Origin of the sequence: Streptomyces sp. YIM 121038 (assembly GCF_006088715.1) — a bacterium.
Taxonomy (GTDB): domain Bacteria; phylum Actinomycetota; class Actinomycetes; order Streptomycetales; family Streptomycetaceae; genus Streptomyces.
Genome location: NZ_CP030771.1, coordinates 7821518 through 7842480 on the forward strand (window position 1 = coordinate 7821518; position 20963 = coordinate 7842480).

Here is a 20963-nt window from a genome sequence, read left to right on the forward strand (position 1 = left end):
GCCTGAGCATGACCATCCTGGAAACCATCCGAGGGCCGCGCGACCTGAAGGCGCTGACCGAGTCCGAACTGGCCGAACTGGCCGAAGAGATCCGGGAGTTCCTGGTGCACGCGGTCGCGCGGACCGGCGGACACCTCGGGCCCAATCTGGGGGTGGTCGAGCTGACCATCGCCCTGCACCGGGTCTTCGAGTCGCCCGTGGACCGCCTGGTGTGGGACACCGGCCACCAGAGCTATGTGCACAAGCTCCTGACCGGGCGTCAGGACTTCTCGAAGCTGCGCGGCAAGGGCGGCCTGTCCGGCTACCCCTCGCGCGAGGAGTCCGCGCACGACATCGTCGAGAACAGCCACGCCTCCACCGCGCTCGGCTGGGCCGACGGCCTCGCCAAGGCCCGCCGGGTCCTGGGGGAGCGGGGCCACGTCGTCGCCGTCATCGGCGACGGCGCCCTCACCGGCGGCATGGCCTGGGAGGCGCTCAACAACATCGCGGCCGCCAAGGACCAGCCGCTGATCATCGTCGTCAACGACAACGAGCGCTCCTACGCCCCCACCATCGGCGGCCTCGCCAACCACCTCGCGACCCTGCGCACCACCGACAGCTACGAGAAGGTCCTCGCCTGGGGCAAGGACGTCCTCCAGCACACCCCCGTGGTCGGCCGGACGCTGTACGAGTCCCTGCACGGCGCCAAGAAGGGCTTCAAGGACGCCTTCGCGCCCCAGGGCATGTTCGAGGACCTCGGCCTGAAGTACGTCGGTCCCATCGACGGCCACGACGTCAAGGCCGTCGAGTCCGCGCTGCGCCGCGCGAAGCGCTTCCACGGCCCGGTCCTCGTCCACTGCCTCACCGAGAAGGGCCGCGGCTACGAACCCGCGCTCGCCGACGAGGCCGACCGCTTCCACACCGTCGGCGTCATGGACCCCCTCACCTGCGAGCCGCTCGCCCCGTCCAACGGCCCCTCCTGGACCTCCGTGTTCGGCGACGAGATCGTCCGCGTCGGGGCCGAACGCGAGGACGTCGTGGCCCTCACGGCCGCCATGCTGCACCCCGTCGGGCTCACCAAGTTCGCGGCGGCCTACCCCGACCGCGTCTGGGACGTCGGCATCGCCGAGCAGCACGCCGCCGTGGCCGCCGCCGGACTGGCCACCGGCGGGCTCCACCCCGTCGTCGCCGTCTACGCCACCTTCCTCAACCGCGCCTTCGACCAGCTCCTGATGGACGTGGCGCTGCACCGCTGCGGCGTCACCTTCGTGCTCGACAGGGCCGGGGTCACCGGGCCCGACGGGCCCTCGCACAACGGCATGTGGGACATGTCCGTCCTCCAGGTCGTGCCGGGCCTCAGGATCGCCGCGCCCCGCGACGCCGACCAGCTCCGCGTCCAGCTGCGCGAGGCCGTGAACGTCGACGACGCGCCGACCCTGCTGCGCTTCCCCAAGGAGTCGGTGGGGCCCGCGATCCCGGCCGTGGACCGGGTGGGCGCCATGGACGTCCTGCGCCGGGACCCCGACCCGGACGTGCTGCTCGTCGCCGTCGGCGTGATGGCACCGGTGTGCCTCCAGGCCGCGGACCTCCTCGCCGAGCGGGGCATCGGCTGCACCGTCGTCGACCCGCGCTGGGTCAAGCCCGTCGACGCCGCCCTGCCGCCGCTCGCCGCCCGGCACCGGCTCGTCGCGGTCGTGGAGGACAACAGCCGCGCGGGGGGCGTCGGCTCGGCCGTGGCCCTCGCCCTCGACGACGCCGAAGTGGACGTCCCCGTACGGCGCTTCGGCATTCCGGAGCAGTTCCTCGCGCACGCCAAGCGCGGCGAGGTCCTCGCCGACGTCGGCCTCACCCCGGTGGAGATCGCGGGCCGCGTCAGCGCGACGATGGCCCGCCAGGACGCGGCGCGGTCCGGCGCCCGGGAGACGGCCGGGGTGCCCGGCCCGCAGGAGGCCGGGGAGTCCGGCCCGAAGACAGCCGGGACACCCGGCGAGGAGAACCGAGCATGACAAGCACCGGCAAGGAGTTCGACCTCGGCAGACTGCTCGCCGAGCGCGGCGGCGAGCGGTACGAGCTGCACACCCGGCACCTCAACCACCAGCTGCCGCGCATGCTGCACACCATCGGCTTCGACAAGGTCTACGAACGCGCGGAGGGCGCCTACTTCTGGGACGCCGAGGGACACGACTACCTGGACATGCTCGCCGGGTTCGGCGTCATGGGCCTCGGCCGCCACCACCCGGTCGTCCGCAAGGCCCTGCACGACGTGCTCGACGCCTCCCTCGCCGATCTGACCCGCTTCGACTGCCAGCCGCTGCCCGGGCTGCTCGCCGAGCGGCTGCTCGCGCACAGCCCGTACCTGGACCGGGTCTTCTTCGGCAACAGCGGCACCGAGGCCGTCGAGACCGCCCTGAAGTTCGCCCGCTACGCCACCGGCAGGCCGCGGATCCTGTACTGCGCGCACGCCTTCCACGGCCTGACCACCGGCTCCCTGTCCGTGAACGGCGAGACCGGCTTCCGCGACGGCTTCGCCCCGCTCCTGCCGGACACGGCCGTGCCCCTCGGCGACCTCGACGCGCTGCGCCGGGAGCTCAAGCGCGGGGACGTGGCCGCCCTGATCGTCGAGCCGGTCCAGGGCAAGGGCGTGCACGAGCCCCCGCCCGGCTATCTGCGCGCCGCCCAGGAACTCCTCCACCAGCACAAGGCCCTCCTGATCGCCGACGAGGTGCAGACGGGGCTCGGCAGGACCGGCGCCTTCTACGCCCACCAGCACGAGGAGGGCGTGGAGCCCGACCTGGTGTGCGTGGCCAAGGCCCTGTCCGGCGGGTACGTCCCGGTCGGCGCGACCCTCGGCAAGGACTGGATCTTCAAGAAGGTCTACTCGTCCATGGACCGGGTCCTGGTCCACTCCGCGAGCTTCGGGTCCAACGCGCAGGCCATGGCGGCCGGGCTCGCGGTCCTCGCCGTCATGGACGAGGAGCGGACCGTCGCGAACGCGCGCGCGACGGGCGAGCTGCTCAAGGACCGGCTCGCGGCACTCGTCGACAAGTACGAGCTGCTCAGCGACGTCCGCGGCCGCGGCCTGATGATCGGCATCGAGTTCGGCAGACCGAAGTCCCTGAAGCTGCGCAGCCGCTGGACCGTGCTCCAGGCCGCCCGCAAGGGCCTGTTCGCGCAGATGGTGGTCGTACCGCTGCTCCAGAAGCACCGGATCCTCACCCAGGTCTCCGGCGACCACCTGGAGGTCATCAAGCTCATCCCGCCGCTGATCATCGGCGAGAAGGAGGTCGACCGCTTCGTCGCCGCCTTCACCGACATCATGGACGAGGCGCACGGGGGCGGCGGGCTGATCTGGGACTTCGGCAAGACACTGGTGAAGCAGGCGGTGGCGAACCGATGAGCTCCGCCTCGGGGTTTTGCCTCTGAGGCAACAAAATTGCCTCTCGGGTAAGGCTCTGGCTCAATCGAGGGTATGAGCCCTGCCACCCCGGACGCCGGTGAGGCGGCCGACGCGCTGCCCGCCGTCGCCCCGCAACTGCGTGAGCTGCGCCGCCGTGCCGCGCTGACCCTGGAGGCCGCCGCCCGTGCGGCCGGGCTCTCGCCCGCGCATCTGTCCCGCCTGGAGACGGGGCAGCGCCAGCCGTCCCTGCCGATGCTGCTCGCGCTCGCTCGTACCTACGGTACGACGGTTTCCGAGCTGCTCGGCGAGACGCCCGCCGACCGGGACGCCGTCGTCCGCGCCCCGGACATGGAGCCCACCGCCGCCGGCGGCTGGACGTACTGGCAGGCGGGCTCCCCGGGCCGCGGCATGCAGGCGCTGCGCGTGCACGTGCCGCACGGCGCGCAGGGCGACATCGTGCGCGTGCACCCGGGGGAGGAGTGGCTGTACGTCCTCCAGGGCCGCCTGCGCCTGCGCCTCGGCGACACCTCGTACACCCTCGCGCCCGGCGACAGCGCGCACTTCGACTCGCTGACGCCGCACCGGATCGCCGCCGTGGACCACGGCGGCGCCGACCTCCTCTTCGTCCACACCTTGCTGCAGAGCCCCGCCGCCGCGCTCTGTCTCGGCGGCCCCACCAAGGGAGACCGACATGACGGAACCTGAACCGCAGCAGCCCGCGCGCCGCATGTCCATGGAGGAGAAGTTCCCGCGCGCCCTGTGGGTCCGCCTGATCGTCTACGTCGCCGTGGGCCACCTGTTCGCGGGCTTCATCTATCTCCTGTTCGTCCTCGGCGGACAGAACCAGTAGCGCCCGGGCGCGCGCCCTAGTCGAGGAGCCGCTCGCGCAGGCGCTCGCGTGTTTCCACCGCGAGGCCGAGTCCCTCGGTGAGATAGGTGTCGGTGTCGCCCCAGAGCTGCTCGACGGTGGCGAAGGCCGCCGCCAGATACTCGGCGCGGGCGTCGAAAAGGGGGCTCAGGAGCTCCATGACCTCGGGCGACATCGCGTCCGGCGTGGTCGCGCTGCGGTGCACCTTGTAGCGGCGGTGCGCCGCGTTCGACTCCAGGTAGTCCGCCTCGATCGCCTCGCGCTCCACGCCGACGGCCAGCAGCGTCACGGCGATCGACAGGCCCGCGCGGTCCTTGCCCGCGGCGCAGTGCATCAGCGCGGGCACGCTGTCCTCGGCCAGCGCGTGCAGCACCCGGCTGTGCTCGGCCGTCCGCTCCCTGATGATCGTGCGGTACGAGGACGCCATGCGCTCGGCGGCCTTGCCGTCGGACAGGACCGTGCGCAGCTGGTCCAGGTCGCCGTCGCGCACCATCTTCCAGAACTCGGCGCCGTCGGCGGGGTCGGTCAGCGGCAGGTTCACGTTGCGCACGCCCGGCAGCTCCACGTCCGGGCCTTCGAGGCGCTGGTCCGCGGCGTTGCGGAAGTCGAAGACCGTGTGCAGGCCGAGCGAGGAGAGGAACGCGGCGTCGGCGGCGGTGGCGTGCGCGAGGTGGCCGCTGCGGAAGAGGACCCCGTGGCGGACCCGGCGGCCGTCGACGGTCGACAGTCCGCCCACATCACGGAAGTTGCGCACACCGGCGAGCTCGGGTTCGGTCGACGGAACCTGCTGCGTCACGGGCTCTCCTCTGGGTCGGGTCTGGTCGGCGCTCGTCGGACCGGCCGGGAGCGGGGCACCGTACGGCTCGCCGCGGCGTGCCGTCGGCGGTCGGTGGTTGCGCCTTCGACGATACGACACGGGTTCCTCAGGCAATCAGTCGCAGCGGAGCGCGCACGGGCGTTGCCCCGGTGGTCGCACGGGCTCGAAGATGTGCGTACGCCCGCGCGGCTGTTGAGATCTGTCAGAGGACCTGTGGGGGTTTGATGATCGAGGTCGGCGAGGACGGTCGTACCTGGCTCCTCTCGGGGCCCACCAGCAGCTACGCGCTCCGCCTCACCGGCCGTGACGAGCTGCTGCACCTGCACTGGGGCCCGCGGATCGCCCTGGCCGACGCCGAGGCCCTGGCCGCCGCGCCGCTGCCGCCCGAGCGGCCCTTCGAGTCCCGCATCGACGGGCACGAGGAGTATCCCGTCGAGGGCGGCCCCCGCTTCGTGCGGCCCGCGTTCTCGGTGCGCGGCGGCGGGGTGCGGGGCACGGAGTGGCGGTTCGCCAGTGCCTGGCACGACGAGGACGAGCTCCAGCTGAACTTCACCGACCCGGTGCACCACCTGGCGGTGCTGCTCGACTACCGGCTGCGCGGCGACGTGGTCGAGCGGTACGTGGTCGTCATGCACCAGGGGCCCGCCGGGTCCCCCGAGGTGGAGCTGCTGCGGGCCGACTCCGCGACCTGGACCCTGCCGCGCCGCGAGCACTGGCGCCTGTCCCAGCTGCACGGCCGCTGGGCCGCGGAGTCGCGCCTCGTGCGCTCCGGCCTCACGTACGGGGAGCGGGTCATCGGCAGCCGCCGCGGGCACACCGGGCACCAGCACCTGCCCTGGGTGGCGCTCGACGCCGACGGCGCCACCGAGGAGCACGGCGAGGTCTACGGCTGCGCGCTCGCCTGGTCCGGGTCGTGGCGCGTGGCGGTGCACCAGCTCCCGGACGGCGCCGTGCAGATCACGGGCGGCTCCGGCCACGACGACGCGGGGCAGGAGGTGCTCGGGCCCGGCACGGCGATCGTCACGCCCGTGTTCGCGGGCCTGTGGAGCGACGGCGGCTTCGGCGGGGCGAGCCGGGCCTGGCACGCCTACCAGCGCGCGCACGTCGTCCCGGACGCCGACGAGGTGCGGCCCGTGCTCTACAACTCCTGGGAGGCCACCGGCTTCGACATCTGTGAGGACCAGCAGCGCGACCTCGCGGAGCGGGCCGCCGAGATGGGCGTCGAGCTGTTCGTCGTCGACGACGCGTGGTTCGGCCGACGCGTCAGCGACCGGTCCGGGCTCGGCGACTGGACGCCGAACCCGGAGCGGTTTCCGGGCGGTCTGAAGCCGCTCGCGGACCACGTGCGCGGCCTGGGCATGGGGTTCGGGATCTGGGTGGAGCCGGAGATGGTGAACGCGGACAGCGACCTGTACCGCGCGCACCCCGACTGGGTGCAGCACCAGCCGGGCCGCACCCGCACGGAGTTCCGCAACCAGCTCGTCCTCAACGTCGCGCGCGAGGACGTGCGGGAGTACCTGTGGGAGCAGCTGGACGCGCTCCTCTCCGGCGCCCCGATCGACTATGTGAAGTGGGACTTCAACCGCTGCTTCACCGACCCCGGATGGCCGGGCGAGGTCCATCCCGAGCGCGTGTGGTCCGCCCACGTGCACGCCGTCTACGACCTCATCGACCGGCTGCGGACCGCGCACCCGTCCGTCGCCTTCGAGTCCTGCTCGGGCGGCGGCGGCCGGGTCGACCTCGGCATCCTCGCCCGTACGGACCAGGTGTGGACCTCGGACAACACCGACCCGGCGGACCGCCTCGCGATCCAGCACGGGTTCAGCCAGGTGCACCCCGCGCGCGTGATGGCCGCCTGGGTCACCGACAGCCCCCACACCCAGCTCAACGGGCGCGTCAGCTCCCTGCGGTTCCGGTTCGTCAGCGCCATGGCCGGGGTGCTCGGCGTCGGCGGCGACCTCACGCGGTGGAGCGCGGCGGAACGGGCCGAGGCGCGCGGCTGGGTGGAGCTGTACAAGGAGATCAGGCCGATCGTGCAGCTCGGCGAGCTGTACCGCCTTCGGGCGCCCGGCGAGGGGCTCAGCGCGGTGCAGTACGTGCGGGGCGACGAGGCCGTGGTGCTCGCCTGGCTGCGGGCCCAGGCGTACGGCGAGGAGCCCGCCCCGGTGCGGCTGCGGGGGCTCGACCCGGCGGCGGCGTACGTGTGCCGGGACACCGGCGCGGTGCACCGGGGCGCGGTCCTGCTCCACCACGGCCTGCGCACGGGCCTCAGCGGCGATCTGGACGCGGCGGTCTTCCGGCTGAGCCGGGTCGCGGCCGCCCCGTCGAGGCCCTAGGCCTGGGTATTCCGGGTTGGCGCAATCTTGACCAATGGCTTATCTCACGCCACGTCAACCCCATATTACGGTGGCGTAGGTCACTTGACGGAAGGAAAGATGGGACGACGTGACAGCAGAGTCGACACCTTTCGTCAAAAACGTGACCACAGAGACCATTACCTCCTACGCAGCGGTCGGCGACAGCTTCACCGAGGGCGTGGGGGACCCCGGGCCCGACGGGACCTTCGTCGGCTGGGCCGACCGGCTCGCCGTCCTGCTCGACGACCTGGCACCGGAGCACACCTTCCGCTACGCGAACCTCGCGGTGCGCGGCAAGCTGCTCGACCAGATCGTCGCGGACCAGGTGCCGCGGGCCAAGGAGCTGGCCCCGGACCTGGTGACGTTCGCCGCGGGCGGCAACGACATCATCCGGCCCGGCACCGATCCGGACGACGTGGCCGAGCGCTTCGAGCGGGCCGTCGCCGACCTCTCCTCGGCCGTCGGCACTGTCGTGGTCACCACCGGCTTCGACACCCGCGGTGTGGCCCTCCTCAAGCATCTGCGCGGCAAGATCGCCACGTACAACGGCCACGTCCGCGCGGTCGCCGACCGCTACGGCTGTCCGGTGCTCGACCTGTGGTCGCTGAAGACCGTCCAGGACCGGCGGGCCTGGGACACCGACCGGCTGCACCTGTCGCCCGACGGGCACACGCGCGTGGCGCTGCGCGCGGCCCAGGTGCTCGGCATCCCCGTGCCCGCCGACCCCGACCAGGCGTGGCCGCCGCTGCCGCCGCGCGGCACTCTCGAAGTGCGCCGCGACGACATCCACTGGGCGCGCGAGCACCTGGTTCCGTGGATCGGGCGGCGGCTGCGGGGCGAGTCGTCGGGCGACCACGTGGCGGCGAAGCGGCCCGACCTGATGCCGCTGACGTGACGGGGCCGTCCTGGCGGGGCTGTCCTGAGGCCGCTGTCCTGATGCGGCTGTAGGCACCCACCCGGTCCGCGACGGGGGTGGACCGGTGGGGTGACAGGGCGGGCGTGGCGTCCCCGCGCGCGTGCGCGCGCGTGCTGGGATGGCGGCCAGCCGTCCCCCTGCGGTCAGCCGTCCCCTGCGGCCGGCCGTCCCCCTGCGGGGCGGCGGGCCGCCCGCACGGGGCGGACGACCGGCACACCGGAAGGACTCCCGCCCATGCCGCCACGCTCGTACGCGCCCGCACGTCCTCTCGCCACCGCCCTGCTCGCCCTCGCCGCGCTCGGGATCGGGGCCGCGCCCGCCGGGGCCGTGGCGCCGGTCGCCGGGGCCCCGACCGCCGTGGCCGCGCGGCAGCCCGCCACCGTGACGGTCACCGGCACCGGCTCCGCCAGCGCGGCGCCGGACCTCGCCGTGCTCAGCATGGGCGTCGAGGTGACCGCGCCGACGGCCAAGAAGGCGCTCGCCGGGCAGAACACCGCGGCGCGGGCGCTGCTCGCCGCCGCGCGCGGGCAGGGCGTCGCCGAGCGCGACGCCCGCACGGTGGGCCTGTCGCTGTCCGCCGTGTACAAGGACGAGGACGGCGCCTCCAAGCTGACCGGGTACCGGGCATCCCAGTCGTTCGCGCTCACCGTGCGCGACCTGCCCGCCACGGGCCGGGTCCTCCAGGCCGCGATGGACGCCGCCGGTGACGCGGGCCGCGTCGACGGCGTGGCCTTCGACGTCGCCGACAAGCGGGGGCTGCGGGCCGAGGCCCGCGCTGCCGCCCACGACGACGCGCGCGCCAAGGCGGAGCAGTACGCGCAGCTGAACGGCCGCCCCCTCGGCCGCCTCGTCTCGCTCAGCGAGAGCGACAACGGCGGCCCGCGACCGCTGGCGGTGCCCGTGGAGGCCCTCACCAAGGACCAGGGCGTCCCCGTGGCGCCCGGCGAGATCGAGGACCAGGTGACGCTCACCGCCGTGTACGAGCTGGGCTAGCCCCGGCGGTCCGGGCTCGCAGGCCCGCAGGTCCTCAGGCCCGCAGGTCCGCCACGGTCAGGCCCAGCTCCCGGGCCAGCGCCTCGTCGGCCCAGCCGCGGGCGCGGGCCCGGGACACCGCGCCGTACGCCGTGAGCTGGACGGCCAGGCCGTCCAGCAGCGCCGTGAGGCGCAGGGCCGCGCCCATCGGGTCGGGGCAGCGGAACTCGCCCGCGGCCACGCCCTCCGCGACGACCTCGGCGAGCGCCGCCTTCCAGCGCCGGTCGAGGTCGCGCGCCACCTCCCGCAGGGCGGGCTCGCGCCCGGCCGCCGCCCAGCCCTCGATCCACAGCCGCCAGCCCTTGGCCTGCCCCGTCGGCGCGTACCAGCGCACGGCGGCCCGCAGCCGGCGCAGCGCGGACGTACGGCGGCGCAGCAGCTGGTCGAGGCGGGCGAGGTCACCCTCGGCGGCGTGCGCGAACGCGGCGGCGACCAGCTCGTCCTTGGTGGAGAAGTGGTACAGCACGAGCGCGTTGCTCACCCCGAGGGCCGCCGCGACGTCGGCGATGCGCACGGCCGCGACGCCCCGCTCCTCGATCTGCCCGACGGTGGCGCTCAGCAGCTCCACCCGCCGCTCCGCCACGCTCAGCCGCACCCTCGCCACGCTCCGCAGCCTACCGACCGACGCGCTCGGCGATCCGCGGCAGGCGGTCGGCCACCAGGGCGTGGGCGGCGGCACGAGGCGTGGTGCCGTCGCGCTCCGCGCGCGCGAGCAGCTCCGCGACCAGCGCGCGCAGGGCGCGGCGCGTGTACGCGAAGGCCTCGCCCGCCTTGTCGGGGGCCTCGCCGATGTCGCCGAACAGGGTCCACCACCACCAGGCGTTCGTACCGGAGTTCACGACGACGTCCGGCAGGACCGTGGTGCCGCGCGCGGCGAGGAGCCGCTCCGCCTCCGGGAGCACCGGCATGTTCGCGGCCTCGGCGATCCAGCGCGCCGTGATCCGCTCCTGGTTCGCCGCGTCGATCGCGTACGACACGGCGGCGGGCACCAGGACCTCCACGTCGGCGGCGAGCCAGGCGTCACCCGGCAGCTCGCGGTCGCCGGGGCGCAGCGCGGCGCGGTCGACGGTGCCGTAGGCGTCGCGCGCGGCGAGCAGCGCCTCCACGTCGAGGCCCTCGGGGTTGGCGATGGTGCCCTCGACGTCGGCGACGGCCACCACCGTGAGCCCCGCGCGCGCGAGGAAGCGCGCGGTGGCGGCGCCCATCGTGCCGAGGCCCTGCACGGCCACGCGCGCGCGGCCGCGGTCCGCGCCCGCCGCGTCCAGGGCGGTGAGGACGGACTCGGCGACGCCGCAGCCGCCGACGAGCGCGTCCAGGCCGATCCCGTCGACCTCGACGGCGAAGGCGTCCGCGAGCCGCCGCCGGGCCGCGGCCGCGTCGTCGAGCAGCGGACAGACGGCCTGCACGGTGGAGGTCAGGCCCGCTTCGGCGGCCGCCCGGTCGACGACGTCCTGGGTCAGGCCGAGGTCCTCGCCGGTGTTCCAGAAGGCCTCGACGTACGGCCGCACCGCCCGCAGATAGCGCACGAGCAGGCCGTACGCCTCGGGGGAGCGCGGATCGCAGTCGATGCCGCCCTTGGCGCCGCCGAGCGGGACGTACCGCGCCGCCGGGTCGTAGTGCAGGGCCTCCTTCATGGTCATGCCGCGGGCGAGCCCGGTGACCTCCTGGAGCGTGCAGCCCGGCCGCATCCGCAGGCCGCCGCTGCGCACGCCGCGCACCAGGCGGTCGACGACGAGGAAGCCCTGGCGGCCGGTGACGTGATCGGTCCACGTCAGCGAGATGAGGGGCGCGGACGGCACGGGCATACGGACTCCTGTACGTGCTGCTGACCGATCATTCAGTAGCAAGTACAGCACGCCGCGCGGTGGCATCGGCATCCTCCGCCGAGCCGGGGCGCGGGGTACGCGGAGGCGGCGGTCCGTGCGGGCCCCGCGGACCGCCCCCGGCGGTCGTTGTCAGCGGTGGCGCCCATAATGGGGAGGCTTGAGCAGCCCTGTTTCTGGAGGTGCGCCGTGTCCCGGTCCCTGAGCCCCTTGCTCCGCTCCCTGCGGACGCCCGCGTTCGGTGCGGATCCGACCGGTGACCGGCTCGCGCGCATCCACGGCTCGCCGAACTTCGCCGACGGCTCGTTCCAGAACCCGGTGGGGGCGCGGACCAGGCCCTCCGGGTCCGCCCTGGAGTTCGCGAAGGTCTACTTCCGCCGCGAGGAGCGCTCCCGGCGCGTCCCGGCGGGCCATGTGCCGGTGCACGCCACGACCCTCGCGGACCTCGCCAAGCCCCCGGCGAGCGGCCTCCGGCTCACCTGGATGGGGCACTCCAGCGTCCTCGTCGAGATCGACGGCCGCCGGGTGCTCTTCGACCCCGTGTGGGGCGAGCGCTGCTCGCCCTTCGCCTTCGCCGGACCCAAGCGCCTGCACCCCGTGCCGCTGCCGCTCGCGGCCCTCGGCCCGGTCGACGCCGTCGTCATCTCGCACGACCACTACGACCATCTGGACCTGCCCAGCATCAAGGCCCTGGCGGGCACGGACACGGTGTTCGCGGTGCCGCTCGGCGTCGGCGCGCACCTGGAGCACTGGGGCGTCCCCGCGGACCGGCTCCGCGAGCTCGACTGGCACGAGTCCACGGACGTCGCGGGCCTGACCCTGACGGCGACGCCCGCCCGGCACTTCTGCGGCCGCGGGCTGCGCAACCAGCAGCACACGCTGTGGGCGTCCTGGAGCGTCGCGGGCCCCGAGCACCGCGTCTTCCACAGCGGCGACACCGGGTACTTCCCGGGCTTCGCGGAGATCGGCGCCGCCCACGGCCCGTTCGACGCCACGATGATCCAGATCGGCGCCTACTCGGAGTTCTGGCCGGACATCCACATGCGGCCCGAGGAAGGCGTGCGGGCCCACCTCGACCTCCAGGGCGGGCGGCCGCACGGCGTGCTCCTGCCGATCCACTGGGGCACGTTCAACCTCGCGCCGCACGCCTGGTCGGAGCCCGCCGAGGGCACGCTCGCCGCCGCGCGCGCCGCGGGCGCCCCGGTGGCGCTGCCCATCCCCGGCGAGCCGTTCGAGCCGGCGTCCGACGCGGTGCCCGACGCCCCGTGGTGGCGCGCGATCGCCGTCGCGCCGGCGGGCGGCTGGAGCGACCACGCCCCGCGCCCCGGGCTGGGCGCGGCCGACCAGGAGACCGCCCCCGTCGGCTGACGCCGGGCGACGGACGACAGGGGCGGGCGACTCCGTGAGGGGGGCGCGCCCCTGGTCGGCCGCGCCCAGGGAACGGGTGTCCTCCGTACGCCCTGTGCGGCGCACACCGCCGCGCTCGTGCTGACGTACGACATATTTCGTCCTCTCGTACGACGCGTCATACCAGAGCGGGACGCTGTCCGCCGGACTTTGTCAACTGCCCACCGCACGTGAGGTCGCGACGACTACCGTGAGTGGCCGTCGGGCGACGCAGGGATGACATCACGGCCTGCCGGCCGGCACCGCGATGCCATCGACGAGGTGCCGCAGCGGACCGCTGCGGCACGCGTCGCTACGTACCGAGGACGCTGATGTCTCACCTTCGCGCACCGGCAGCACGCGCAGACCGCCGCGAGGGCGGACGGCACGGACGCTCCGGGAGCCGCGCCGCGCCGCCCCCGCCCGAGACGCGCATACGGCTCCAGCTGATGCGCATCGCCGTACTGCCCGCCGTCGCCGTCGGCCTGTGCGGCTGTGCCGCCGTGCTCTTCATGGTCCGGGCCGCCGGGGCGCGGCCGCAGCCGCCGCTGCTCGCCCTGCTCGGCGCCGCCGCCGGGCTCGGCGTCCTCGGCATCGTCGTCGCCGCGGTGGCCGCCGACCGGACCGCGCGGTCCGTGCGCGACCGCGTCGTCGCGCTGCGCCGCGCCACCGCGCGCGGCCAGGCCGACCTGCGCGAACTCCTGGAACGGCTGCGCCAGGGCGAGACCCCGGCGGTGCGCGAGCCCGGCGCGGGCCCCGCCCCGGCCAAGGACGAGTTCGGCCTGCTCGCCGACGAGCTGGCTCGCGCCCACGAGGGGGCCCTCACCGCCGTCGTGCAGGCGTCCCGCCTGTCCGGACGGGCGGGCAACGAGCAGAAGGTCGAGGTCTTCGTGAACCTCGCCCGGCGCCTGCAGTCCCTGGTCCACCGCGAGATCTCGCTCCTGGACGAGCTGGAGAACTCCGTCGAGGACCCCGAACTCCTCAAGGGCCTCTTCCACATCGACCACCTGGCCACCCGCATCCGGCGGCACGCCGAGAACCTCGCCGTGCTCGGCGGCGCCGTGTCGCGGCGCCAGTGGAGCAGGCCCGTGTCGATGACGGAGGTCCTCCGCTCCTCCATCGCCGAGGTCGAGCAGTACTCGCGGGTCAAGCTGGTGCCGCCCGTCGACGGCACCCTGCGCGGCCACGCCGTCGCCGACGTCATCCACCTGCTCGCCGAACTCGTCGAGAACGCCACGGTGTTCTCCGCTCCGCACACCCAGGTCCTGATGCGGGCGGGCCGGGTGACGTCCGGGCTCGCCGTCGAGGTCGAGGACCGCGGCCTCGGCATGCCCGTCGCCGAGCAGACCAGGATGAACCAACTCCTCGCCGACCCCGACCAGGTCAACGTCGCGAGCCTCCTCCAGGACGGCCGCATCGGCCTGTTCGTCGTCGCGGCCCTCGCCCGCCGCCACGGCATCGCGGTGCGCCTGCAGACCAACATCTACGGCGGCGTCCAGGCCGTCCTGATCCTGCCCCAGGGGCTGCTCGGCGCCGACCAGGACGCCCTGTCCGCCCCCCGCGGCGCCACCTCCGCCGCGCACCGGGCCGCACCCACGGCCGCCCATGCCTCGGCCCACACCTCCGCCCCCACCTCCCCGCAGTCCGCCGCGCCGCCCGCCTCCGGCGCCGCACGCGCGACGGCCGCGCGCGAAGCGGCCGCCGCGCCCACCCCGCACCCGGCCGCCGCACCCCACGAGCAGCCGCCCCACCCGTCCTACCGGAACGGCACCGCGGCCCACCGGCCCGCCGCCCCGCGCCCCCCCACGGCCACCGCCACCCCGCCCGACCCGCTCCCCGTCCGCGGCCCGCGCGGCGACCGGCCCACCCCCGCCGAAGCCCTGCCCGGCATCCGCCCCGAGGACCGCGGCGTCACCGCCGAGCACACCGCGGCCCCGCCCGTGCCCCGCAACGGCGCCGTGCGCGGCCGGGTCGGCAAACCCCAGCTGCCCCGCCGCCGGGCCCAGGAACACCTCGCGCCGCAGCTGCGCGACGCCCGCGCCCCGCGCCCGGCCGACGACCAGCTCGTCGGCCACGACCCGGGTCTGATGGCCGCCTTCCAGCGCGGCATCGACCTCGCCCAGGCCGCCCAGGCCAGGGACGCCCTGCCCGACCACGACGTCGGCGTGCCCCCCGCGCCCGGCGACAGAGCCGACCGCACCGGCCCCGGCCGCCGGAGCGACCAGGGCGGCTGACCGCACCACCCCCCACCCCGTCTGCCCCGCAGACGTCGAGAACCCTCTCGAACCCGTACTTTCCAAGGAGTCGATCCACCATGGTGAGCGATGCGCCGACCGGCCAGGTATCCGATCTCGACTGGCTGATGAGCGGCCTCGTGCAGCGCGTGCCGCACACCCACAGCGCCGTCCTGCTCTCCTGCGACGGACTCGTGAAGTCGGTCCATGGCCTCGACCCGGACAGCGCCGACCACATGGCCGCGCTCGCCTCAGGGCTCTACTCCCTCGGGCGCAGCGCCGGCGTCCGCTTCGGCGACGGGGGCGACGTGCGCCAGGTGGTCGTGGAGCTGGACTCCACCCTGCTCTTCGTGTCCACCGCCGGTTCCGGCACCTGCCTCGCCGTGCTCGCCGGGCGTGAGGCGGACGCCGCGGTGCTCGGGTACGAGATGGCGATGCTGGTCAAGAGCGTGCGCCCGTACCTGGTCACAGCGCCGCGCCAGCACGCCGGTGAGCCCGCGTCGATGAGGCGCTGAGCGTGGGGGCCCCGCACGACGGGCCATGGCTCGACGACGCCGCAGGGCGGCTCATCCGCCCGTACACGGTCAGCAACGGACGCACCAGACCGACCACGCGGCTCGACCTGCTGTCCCAGGTGAGGGCGACCGGCACCACCCCCGCCGGCTACCTCGGCCCGGAGCACGCCCTCGCCCTCGGCATGTGCGAGGCACCCACGTCCGTGGCGGAGATCGCCGCCCAGCTGAAGCTGCCCGTGGCGGTGACCAAGGTGCTCCTGTCCGACCTCGTCGACTGCGGGGCGATCACCACCAGAGCCCCGGACTTCTACCACAACCCGACTGACCGGTCCCTGTTGGAGGCAGTGCTCGATGGACTACGACGACAGCTCTGACGCCTTCCCCACCGCGCTGAAAATCCTCGTGGCGGGCGGGTTCGGGGTCGGCAAGACGACCTTCGTGGGCGCGGTCAGCGAGATCGCGCCGCTCAGCACGGAGGAGTTGCTCACGACGGTCAGCGAAGCCACCGACGACCTGTCGGGCGTGGAGAACAAGACCACGACGACCGTCGCCATGGACTTCGGAAGGATCACGCTCGACCCCGAACACGTCCTGTACCTGTTCGGCACACCCGGACAGGAACGGTTCTGGTTCATGTGGGACGAGCTGTCCGAAGGGGCGCTCGGCGCGGTGGTGCTCGCCGACACCCGGCGCCTGGAGGACTGTTTCGCCGCCGTCGACTTCTTCGAGCAGCGCGGCATGGGATTCATCGTCGCCGTCAACGAGTTCGACGGCGCCTACCGCTACGAGCCCGACGAGGTCCGCACCGCCATCGACCTGGACCCGCAGGTACCGGTCGTGCGCTGTGACGCGCGGATCTCCAGCTCCGGCATCCAGACGCTGCTCACGCTCGTCCGCCATCTGCTCGCCCACGCCCCCGCCACGCCCACGTCGGGAGCCCACACATGACCCATGGAGCACACGCATGATGTACGAAGCGACCGGCCGCCTGCTGGTGACCCCGGTGGACAAGGGGGCGGCCACCCGGGTGCGCAGGCTGCGGGAGCTGGACCTCGGCGAGCGGCCCGAACCCGGGCTCGACACGTTCGCGGGCCGTCTCGCCCGGGTCATGGACGCCCCGTACGCCATGGTCAACTTCATCGGCGAGGAACGGCAGTTCTTCGCCGGGCTACACCGGACCGAGGGCGTGCCCCCCGAGCCCGGGGCGCTCGGGCTCGGGGTGAACGGGCTGGGCGAGGAGGCGGACGAGCCCGTGGTGCGGCCGTTCGCCGAGCGCCGTCTCGCGCGGGACCGCGGCTACTGCCCGCACGTGGTGGTGCGGGGCAAGGCGCTGGTCCTGGAGGACGTCCGCGACTACCCGCGGTTCGCGGGCAACCCGGTCGTCGACGAGTTCGGGGTCCGGTCCTATCTGGGCGCGCCCCTGATCGACCGGACCGGGATCGCGCTCGGCACGGTGTGCGTCCTCGACGTGGAGCCCCGGCCGTGGGGCCGGGCCGGGCTCGACACGATCAAGTCGATGGCGGCGGAGCTGGTGGACCGGATCCACCTGCGCGAGGCCGAGGGGGAGCCGGGCGCTCCCCTGTGACGCCCCCGGCGCCGCGCTGGGCGTGCCGACCCAGGAGACCGGCCGTCCGCGGCTTCGTCGTGGCTGGTCGCGCTCGCGCGGCGGCGCCGCACATCGGCACGGCCCCGCGCCCCTTGGGGGTGCTGCTCCCGGTGCCGGTCAAGTCGGCTTCCAGGGCGGTACGTTGACGATACAAGGACATGGTCATACCGTGCGAGGCCCCTGACGGAGACCCCCGCCGCCCGCGCGGGGCCCCACCGAAAGGCACACCGCATGAGCGACCTCCGGCTCGGCGTCCTCGGCTACGGACTGCGCGGCCCGCTCGCCCGCACCGCCCACCGCCCCGGCGCGGGCGCCCGCGTCACCGCGCTCGCCGACCCCGACGAGGCCGCGCGGACCCGCGCGGCCCGCGACTTCCCGGGCCTGCGCACGACCGCGGACCCGCGCGAGGTCATCACGGCCCCGGACGTGGACGCCGTCCTCGTCCTCACCCCCGACCACACCCACGCGTCCCTCACCCGCGCGGTGCTGCACCAGGGCAAGCCGGTCTTCGTCGAGAAGCCCCTGGACGTGACCGTCGAGGCGAGCGACGCCATCCTGCGGACCGCGTACGAGACCGGTACGCGCCTGTACGTGGGGCACAACATGCGCCACATGCCGGTCGTGCGGCTGATGCGGGACATCGTCGCGCGCGGCGAGATCGGGACCGTCAAGACGGTCTGGGTGCGGCACTTCGTGGGCTACGGAGGCGACTGGTACTTCAAGGACTGGCACGCCGAACGGCAGTACACCACCGGTCTGTTGCTCCAGAAGGCCGCCCACGACCTCGACGTCGTGCACTGGATCGCGGGCGGCTACACCCGGCAGGTCCAGGCGCTCGGCGACCTCATGGTCTACGGCGACATCCCGCGCCGCCGCGCGCCGGGCGAGCCCAAGCCCGACGGCGGACCCGTCGAGGACGGCGCCTGGCCGCCGCGCGCCCAGCGGGACCTGAACCCGGTGATCGACGTGGAGGACGTGTCCCTGGTCAACCTGCGCCTCGACAACGGCGTCCTCGCCGCCTACCAGCAGTGCCACTTCACCCCCGACTACTGGCGCAACTACACCGTCATCGGCGACGCGGGCCGCCTGGAGAACTTCGGCGACGGCCCCGGCGGCGTGGTCCGGGTGTGGAACGGCGGGCGCTCGCTCCACCGCGGCGAGGGCGACGCCGAGTACCCGATCGGGGGCTCCGTCGACGAGTCCGGGCACGGCGGCGCCGACCCGCTGATCATCGACGAGTTCCTGCGCTTCGCCCGCGAGGGCGGGCGCACCGACACCTCGCCGGTGGCCGCGCGCATGGCCGTCGCCGCAGGGGTGGGGGCCACCCGGTCGCTGCGGGACGGCGGCGGCCCGCGGGAGGTGCCGCCGCTCGACGCGGAGCTGATCGCGTACTTCGAACGGGGGCAGATCCGCTAGCGGCCGCGCGCCCCGGGACCGGCGGGAGGCTTGGTGCGCCCGGGGTCTGAAGGAAAGCTGCGGCCGCGGTTAAGAAATCCTCGATGGACCCGTGCCGTGACGTACGGAAGATTGCTGAGCGGATGTGGCCGGTGGGATGCCGGTCAGCCACTTCCCTAGGTCGCATGACAGGAGCCGTCGCGTGAAGGCGCTGGTCAAGGAGAAAGCGGAGCCCGGGCTCCGTCTCATGGAGGTACCGGAGCCGGTCATCGGTCCCGGCGACGTCCTGATCAAGGTGCTGCGCACCGGGATCTGCGGGACCGACCTGCACATCCGGGCCTGGGACGGCTGGGCGCAGCAGGCGATCTCGGCGCCGCTGATCGTCGGGCACGAGTTCGTCGGCGAGGTCGTCGAGACCGGCCGGGACGTGGCGGACGTCAAGGCGGGCGACCTGGTCAGCGGCGAGGGCCACCTGGTGTGCGGCAAGTGCCGCAACTGTCTGGCCGGGCGGCGCCATCTGTGCCGGGCCACGGTCGGGCTCGGTGTGGGGCGCGACGGCGCGTTCGCGGAGTACGTCGCGCTGCCCGCGGGCAACGTGTGGGTGCACCGGGTGCCGGTGGACCTCGACATCGCGGCGATCTTCGACCCGTTCGGCAACGCCGTGCACACCGCCCTGTCGTTCCCGCTGGTCGGCGAGGACGTGCTGATCACGGGGGCCGGGCCGATCGGTCTGATGGCCGCCGCCGTCGCGCGCCACGCGGGCGCCCGCAACGTCGTGGTCACCGACGTCAGCGAGGAGCGCCTGGTGCTCGCCCGCAAGGTCGGCGTCAGCCTCGCCCTCAACGTCGCCGACGCCACCATCGCCGACGGCCAGCGCGAGCTGGGCCTGCGCGAGGGCTTCGACGTGGGCCTGGAGATGTCCGGCAACCCGCGCGCGATGCGCGACATGGTCGCCAACATGACCCACGGCGGCAAGATCGCCATGCTGGGCCTGCCCGCCGAGGAGTTCGCGGTCGACTGGGCGCGGATCGTCACCTCGATGATCACGATCAAGGGCATCTACGGCCGCGAGATGTTCGAGACGTGGTACGCGATGTCGGTGCTCCTCGAGGGCGGCCTCGACCTCACGCCCGTCATCACCGGCCGCTACGGCCACCGCGACTTCCAGGAAGCCTTCGACGACGCGGCGAGCGGCCGCGGCGGCAAGGTCATCCTCGACTGGACCGTCTGACCCGGGCCCCGCCCGCCCACCTCCTCCGAACTCCCCAAGGACTCCTCGATGTTCGACTCCGTACGCGACGACCTCGCCGCCACCCTCGACGAGATCCGCGCCGCAGGCCTGCACAAGCCCGAGCGGGTCATCGGCACCCCGCAGTCGGCGACCGTCGCCGTCACCGCCGGGGGCCGCCCCGGCGAGGTGCTGAACTTCTGCGCGAACAACTACCTCGGCCTCGCCGACCACCCCGAGGTGATCGCCGCCGCCCACGAGGCGCTCGACCGCTGGGGCTACGGCATGGCCTCCGTGCGCTTCATCTGCGGCACCCAGGAGGTCCACAAGGAGCTGGAGGCGCGCCTGTCCGCGTTCCTCGGCCAGGAGGACACGATCCTGTACTCCTCCTGCTTCGACGCCAACGGCGGTGTCTTCGAGACGCTGCTCGGCCCCGAGGACGCGGTGATCTCCGACGCCCTCAACCACGCCTCGATCATCGACGGCATCCGGCTCTCCAAGGCCCGCCGCTTCCGCTACGCCAACCGCGACATGGCCGACCTGGAGAAGCAGCTCAAGGAGGCCACCGAGGCCGGGGCCCGGCGCAAGCTCGTCGTCACCGACGGCGTGTTCTCCATGGACGGCTACGTCGCCCCGCTGGCGGACATCTGCGACCTCGCCGAGCGGTACGACGCCATGGTCATGGTCGACGACTCGCACGCCGTCGGCTTCGTCGGCCCCGGCGGCCGGGGCACCCCCGAGCTGCACGGCGTCATGGACCGCGTCGACATCATCACGGGCACCCTCGGCAAGGCGCTCGGCGGCGCCTCCGGCGGCTACGTCGCCGCGCGCGCCGAGATCGTCGCGCTGCTGCGCCAGCGCTCGCGCCCCTATCTGTTCTCCAACACGCTCGCCCCGGTGATCGCGGCGGCGTCCCTGAAGGTCCTCGACCTCCTTGAGGCGGCCGGTGACCTGCGCGAACGCCTGGCGGCGAACACCCAGCTCTTCCGCTCCCGGATGACCGCCGAGGGCTTCGACGTGCTGCCCGGCGACCACGCCATCGCGCCCGTCATGATCGGGGACGCGGCGAAGGCCGGGCGCATGGCCGAGCTGCTCCTGGAGCGCGGCGTGTACGTCATCGGCTTCTCCTACCCGGTGGTGCCGCAGGGGCAGGCCCGGATCCGGGTGCAGCTGTCCGCGGCGCACTCCACGGCGGATGTGGACCGGGCCGTCGACGCGTTCGTCGCTGCGCGTGCTGAACTGGAGTCGGCCGGGGCCTAGCGCCCCCGGGGCCCGGGCGGGGGCTTGTTCTCCCCGCCCGGCCGCCCCTTTCCATCGCGCTGCGCGCTCGTCCTCAAACGCCGGACGGGCTTGATCGGTGCCCTGACGCGTGCGTCGTCGTGTGACGGGGCGCAGCGGTGGATCGTAGCG

19 protein-coding genes are annotated in these 20963 nt (G+C 74.0%); 16 read left to right on the forward strand and 3 right to left on the reverse strand.

Annotated elements, in window-relative coordinates; all coding sequences use genetic code 11:
- The first annotated feature begins 8 nt into the window (after window positions 1-8).
- From dxs to C9F11_RS33500, 4 genes are all read left to right on the forward strand, one after another.
- Window positions 9-1985 (forward strand): 1-deoxy-D-xylulose-5-phosphate synthase, encoded by a 1977-nt coding sequence (gene dxs, locus C9F11_RS33485; protein WP_138962795.1) that lies wholly within the window; start codon window positions 9-11, stop codon window positions 1983-1985.
- The gene (locus tag C9F11_RS33490; RefSeq protein WP_138962797.1) at window positions 1982-3376 is read left to right on the forward strand and encodes an aspartate aminotransferase family protein; all 1395 of its coding nucleotides are present in this window, start codon (window positions 1982-1984) and stop codon (window positions 3374-3376) included. Before dxs ends, C9F11_RS33490 begins: the two co-directional genes overlap by 4 nt.
- 72 nt (window positions 3377-3448) lie before the next feature.
- A complete protein-coding gene (locus tag C9F11_RS33495) occupies window positions 3449-4081 on the forward strand; it encodes an XRE family transcriptional regulator (RefSeq protein ID WP_138962799.1) in 633 nt (210 codons plus the stop codon).
- A 28-nt stretch (window positions 4082-4109) separates the two neighbouring features.
- Window positions 4110-4226, forward strand: coding sequence for a DUF6126 family protein (locus tag C9F11_RS33500; RefSeq protein ID WP_037827059.1), 117 nt, complete (start codon window positions 4110-4112; stop codon window positions 4224-4226).
- A 16-nt stretch (window positions 4227-4242) separates the two neighbouring features.
- Here the strand turns inward: C9F11_RS33500 and C9F11_RS33505 are convergent, their stop codons facing one another.
- Complete coding sequence (locus C9F11_RS33505; RefSeq protein ID WP_138962801.1) at window positions 4243-5040, reverse strand: tyrosine-protein phosphatase; 798 nt, start codon at window positions 5038-5040, stop codon at window positions 4243-4245.
- Window positions 5041-5285: 245 nt separating this feature from the next.
- Here C9F11_RS33505 and C9F11_RS33510 point away from each other — a divergent pair, with 245 nt between their 5' ends.
- From C9F11_RS33510 to C9F11_RS33520, 3 genes are all read left to right on the forward strand, one after another.
- On the forward strand, window positions 5286-7397 hold the full coding sequence (locus tag C9F11_RS33510; protein WP_138962803.1) for an alpha-galactosidase: 2112 nt from the start codon (window positions 5286-5288) through the stop codon (window positions 7395-7397).
- Between the two features lie 142 nt (window positions 7398-7539).
- Window positions 7540-8313: an SGNH/GDSL hydrolase family protein gene (locus C9F11_RS33515; RefSeq protein WP_249401980.1), complete on the forward strand. Its 774-nt coding sequence runs from the start codon at window positions 7540-7542 to the stop codon at window positions 8311-8313.
- A 255-nt stretch (window positions 8314-8568) separates the two neighbouring features.
- On the forward strand, window positions 8569-9327 hold the full coding sequence (locus tag C9F11_RS33520) for an SIMPL domain-containing protein (protein ID WP_171075906.1): 759 nt from the start codon (window positions 8569-8571) through the stop codon (window positions 9325-9327).
- Between the two features lie 34 nt (window positions 9328-9361).
- On the opposite strand, the gene C9F11_RS33525 is transcribed toward C9F11_RS33520, so the two are convergent.
- Window positions 9362-9970 (reverse strand): TetR/AcrR family transcriptional regulator, encoded by a 609-nt coding sequence (locus tag C9F11_RS33525; RefSeq protein ID WP_138962806.1) that lies wholly within the window; start codon window positions 9968-9970, stop codon window positions 9362-9364.
- Window positions 9971-9980: 10 nt separating this feature from the next.
- On the reverse strand, window positions 9981-11171 hold the full coding sequence (locus C9F11_RS33530) for a Glu/Leu/Phe/Val dehydrogenase dimerization domain-containing protein (protein WP_138962808.1): 1191 nt from the start codon (window positions 11169-11171) through the stop codon (window positions 9981-9983).
- 207 nt (window positions 11172-11378) lie between these two features.
- Here C9F11_RS33530 and C9F11_RS33535 point away from each other — a divergent pair, with 207 nt between their 5' ends.
- The 9 genes from C9F11_RS33535 (at window position 11379) to C9F11_RS33575 (ending at window position 20813) form a co-directional block, all read left to right on the forward strand.
- Window positions 11379-12557 carry an MBL fold metallo-hydrolase gene (locus C9F11_RS33535; RefSeq protein ID WP_249401981.1) on the forward strand — a complete coding sequence of 393 codons (1179 nt, stop codon included), beginning with the start codon at window positions 11379-11381 and terminating at the stop codon, window positions 12555-12557.
- A 350-nt stretch (window positions 12558-12907) separates the two neighbouring features.
- On the forward strand, window positions 12908-14809 hold the full coding sequence (locus C9F11_RS33540) for an ATP-binding protein (RefSeq protein ID WP_138962812.1): 1902 nt from the start codon (window positions 12908-12910) through the stop codon (window positions 14807-14809).
- Between the two features lie 80 nt (window positions 14810-14889).
- The gene (locus tag C9F11_RS33545) at window positions 14890-15324 is read left to right on the forward strand and encodes a roadblock/LC7 domain-containing protein (protein WP_138962814.1); all 435 of its coding nucleotides are present in this window, start codon (window positions 14890-14892) and stop codon (window positions 15322-15324) included.
- A gap of 2 nt (window positions 15325-15326) precedes the next feature.
- On the forward strand, window positions 15327-15698 hold the full coding sequence (locus C9F11_RS33550; RefSeq protein ID WP_138962816.1) for a DUF742 domain-containing protein: 372 nt from the start codon (window positions 15327-15329) through the stop codon (window positions 15696-15698).
- A complete protein-coding gene (locus C9F11_RS33555; RefSeq protein WP_138962818.1) occupies window positions 15676-16272 on the forward strand; it encodes an ATP/GTP-binding protein in 597 nt (198 codons plus the stop codon). Before C9F11_RS33550 ends, C9F11_RS33555 begins: the two co-directional genes overlap by 23 nt.
- 16 nt (window positions 16273-16288) lie before the next feature.
- Complete coding sequence (locus C9F11_RS33560) at window positions 16289-16909, forward strand: GAF domain-containing protein (RefSeq protein ID WP_138962820.1); 621 nt, start codon at window positions 16289-16291, stop codon at window positions 16907-16909.
- A 252-nt stretch (window positions 16910-17161) separates the two neighbouring features.
- Window positions 17162-18346: a Gfo/Idh/MocA family oxidoreductase gene (locus tag C9F11_RS33565; protein ID WP_138962822.1), complete on the forward strand. Its 1185-nt coding sequence runs from the start codon at window positions 17162-17164 to the stop codon at window positions 18344-18346.
- Window positions 18347-18527: 181 nt separating this feature from the next.
- Window positions 18528-19556: an L-threonine 3-dehydrogenase gene (tdh, locus tag C9F11_RS33570; RefSeq protein ID WP_138962824.1), complete on the forward strand. Its 1029-nt coding sequence runs from the start codon at window positions 18528-18530 to the stop codon at window positions 19554-19556.
- 48 nt (window positions 19557-19604) lie between these two features.
- Entirely contained in the window at window positions 19605-20813 is a 1209-nt protein-coding gene (locus C9F11_RS33575; protein WP_138962826.1) for a glycine C-acetyltransferase, read from the forward strand.
- Window positions 20814-20963: the final 150 nt, after the last annotated feature.

What these genes read in the sequence shown, in the direction of transcription:
- dxs (WP_138962795.1), top strand. Translation starts at nt 9, where the DNA reads ATGACCATCCTGGAAACCATCCGAGGGCCGCGCGACCTGAAGGCGCTG.
- C9F11_RS33490 (WP_138962797.1), top strand. Translation starts at nt 1,982, where the DNA reads ATGACAAGCACCGGCAAGGAGTTCGACCTCGGCAGACTGCTCGCCGAG.
- C9F11_RS33495 (WP_138962799.1), top strand. Translation starts at nt 3,449, where the DNA reads ATGAGCCCTGCCACCCCGGACGCCGGTGAGGCGGCCGACGCGCTGCCC.
- C9F11_RS33500 (WP_037827059.1), top strand. Translation starts at nt 4,110, where the DNA reads ATGGAGGAGAAGTTCCCGCGCGCCCTGTGGGTCCGCCTGATCGTCTAC.
- C9F11_RS33510 (WP_138962803.1), top strand. Translation starts at nt 5,286, where the DNA reads ATGATCGAGGTCGGCGAGGACGGTCGTACCTGGCTCCTCTCGGGGCCC.
- C9F11_RS33520 (WP_171075906.1), top strand. Translation starts at nt 8,569, where the DNA reads ATGCCGCCACGCTCGTACGCGCCCGCACGTCCTCTCGCCACCGCCCTG.
- C9F11_RS33530 (WP_138962808.1), bottom strand. Translation starts at nt 11,171, where the DNA reads ATGCCCGTGCCGTCCGCGCCCCTCATCTCGCTGACGTGGACCGATCAC.
- C9F11_RS33540 (WP_138962812.1), top strand. Translation starts at nt 12,908, where the DNA reads ATGTCTCACCTTCGCGCACCGGCAGCACGCGCAGACCGCCGCGAGGGC.
- C9F11_RS33545 (WP_138962814.1), top strand. Translation starts at nt 14,890, where the DNA reads ATGGTGAGCGATGCGCCGACCGGCCAGGTATCCGATCTCGACTGGCTG.
- C9F11_RS33555 (WP_138962818.1), top strand. Translation starts at nt 15,676, where the DNA reads ATGGACTACGACGACAGCTCTGACGCCTTCCCCACCGCGCTGAAAATC.
- C9F11_RS33560 (WP_138962820.1), top strand. Translation starts at nt 16,289, where the DNA reads ATGATGTACGAAGCGACCGGCCGCCTGCTGGTGACCCCGGTGGACAAG.
- C9F11_RS33565 (WP_138962822.1), top strand. Translation starts at nt 17,162, where the DNA reads ATGAGCGACCTCCGGCTCGGCGTCCTCGGCTACGGACTGCGCGGCCCG.
- C9F11_RS33575 (WP_138962826.1), top strand. Translation starts at nt 19,605, where the DNA reads ATGTTCGACTCCGTACGCGACGACCTCGCCGCCACCCTCGACGAGATC.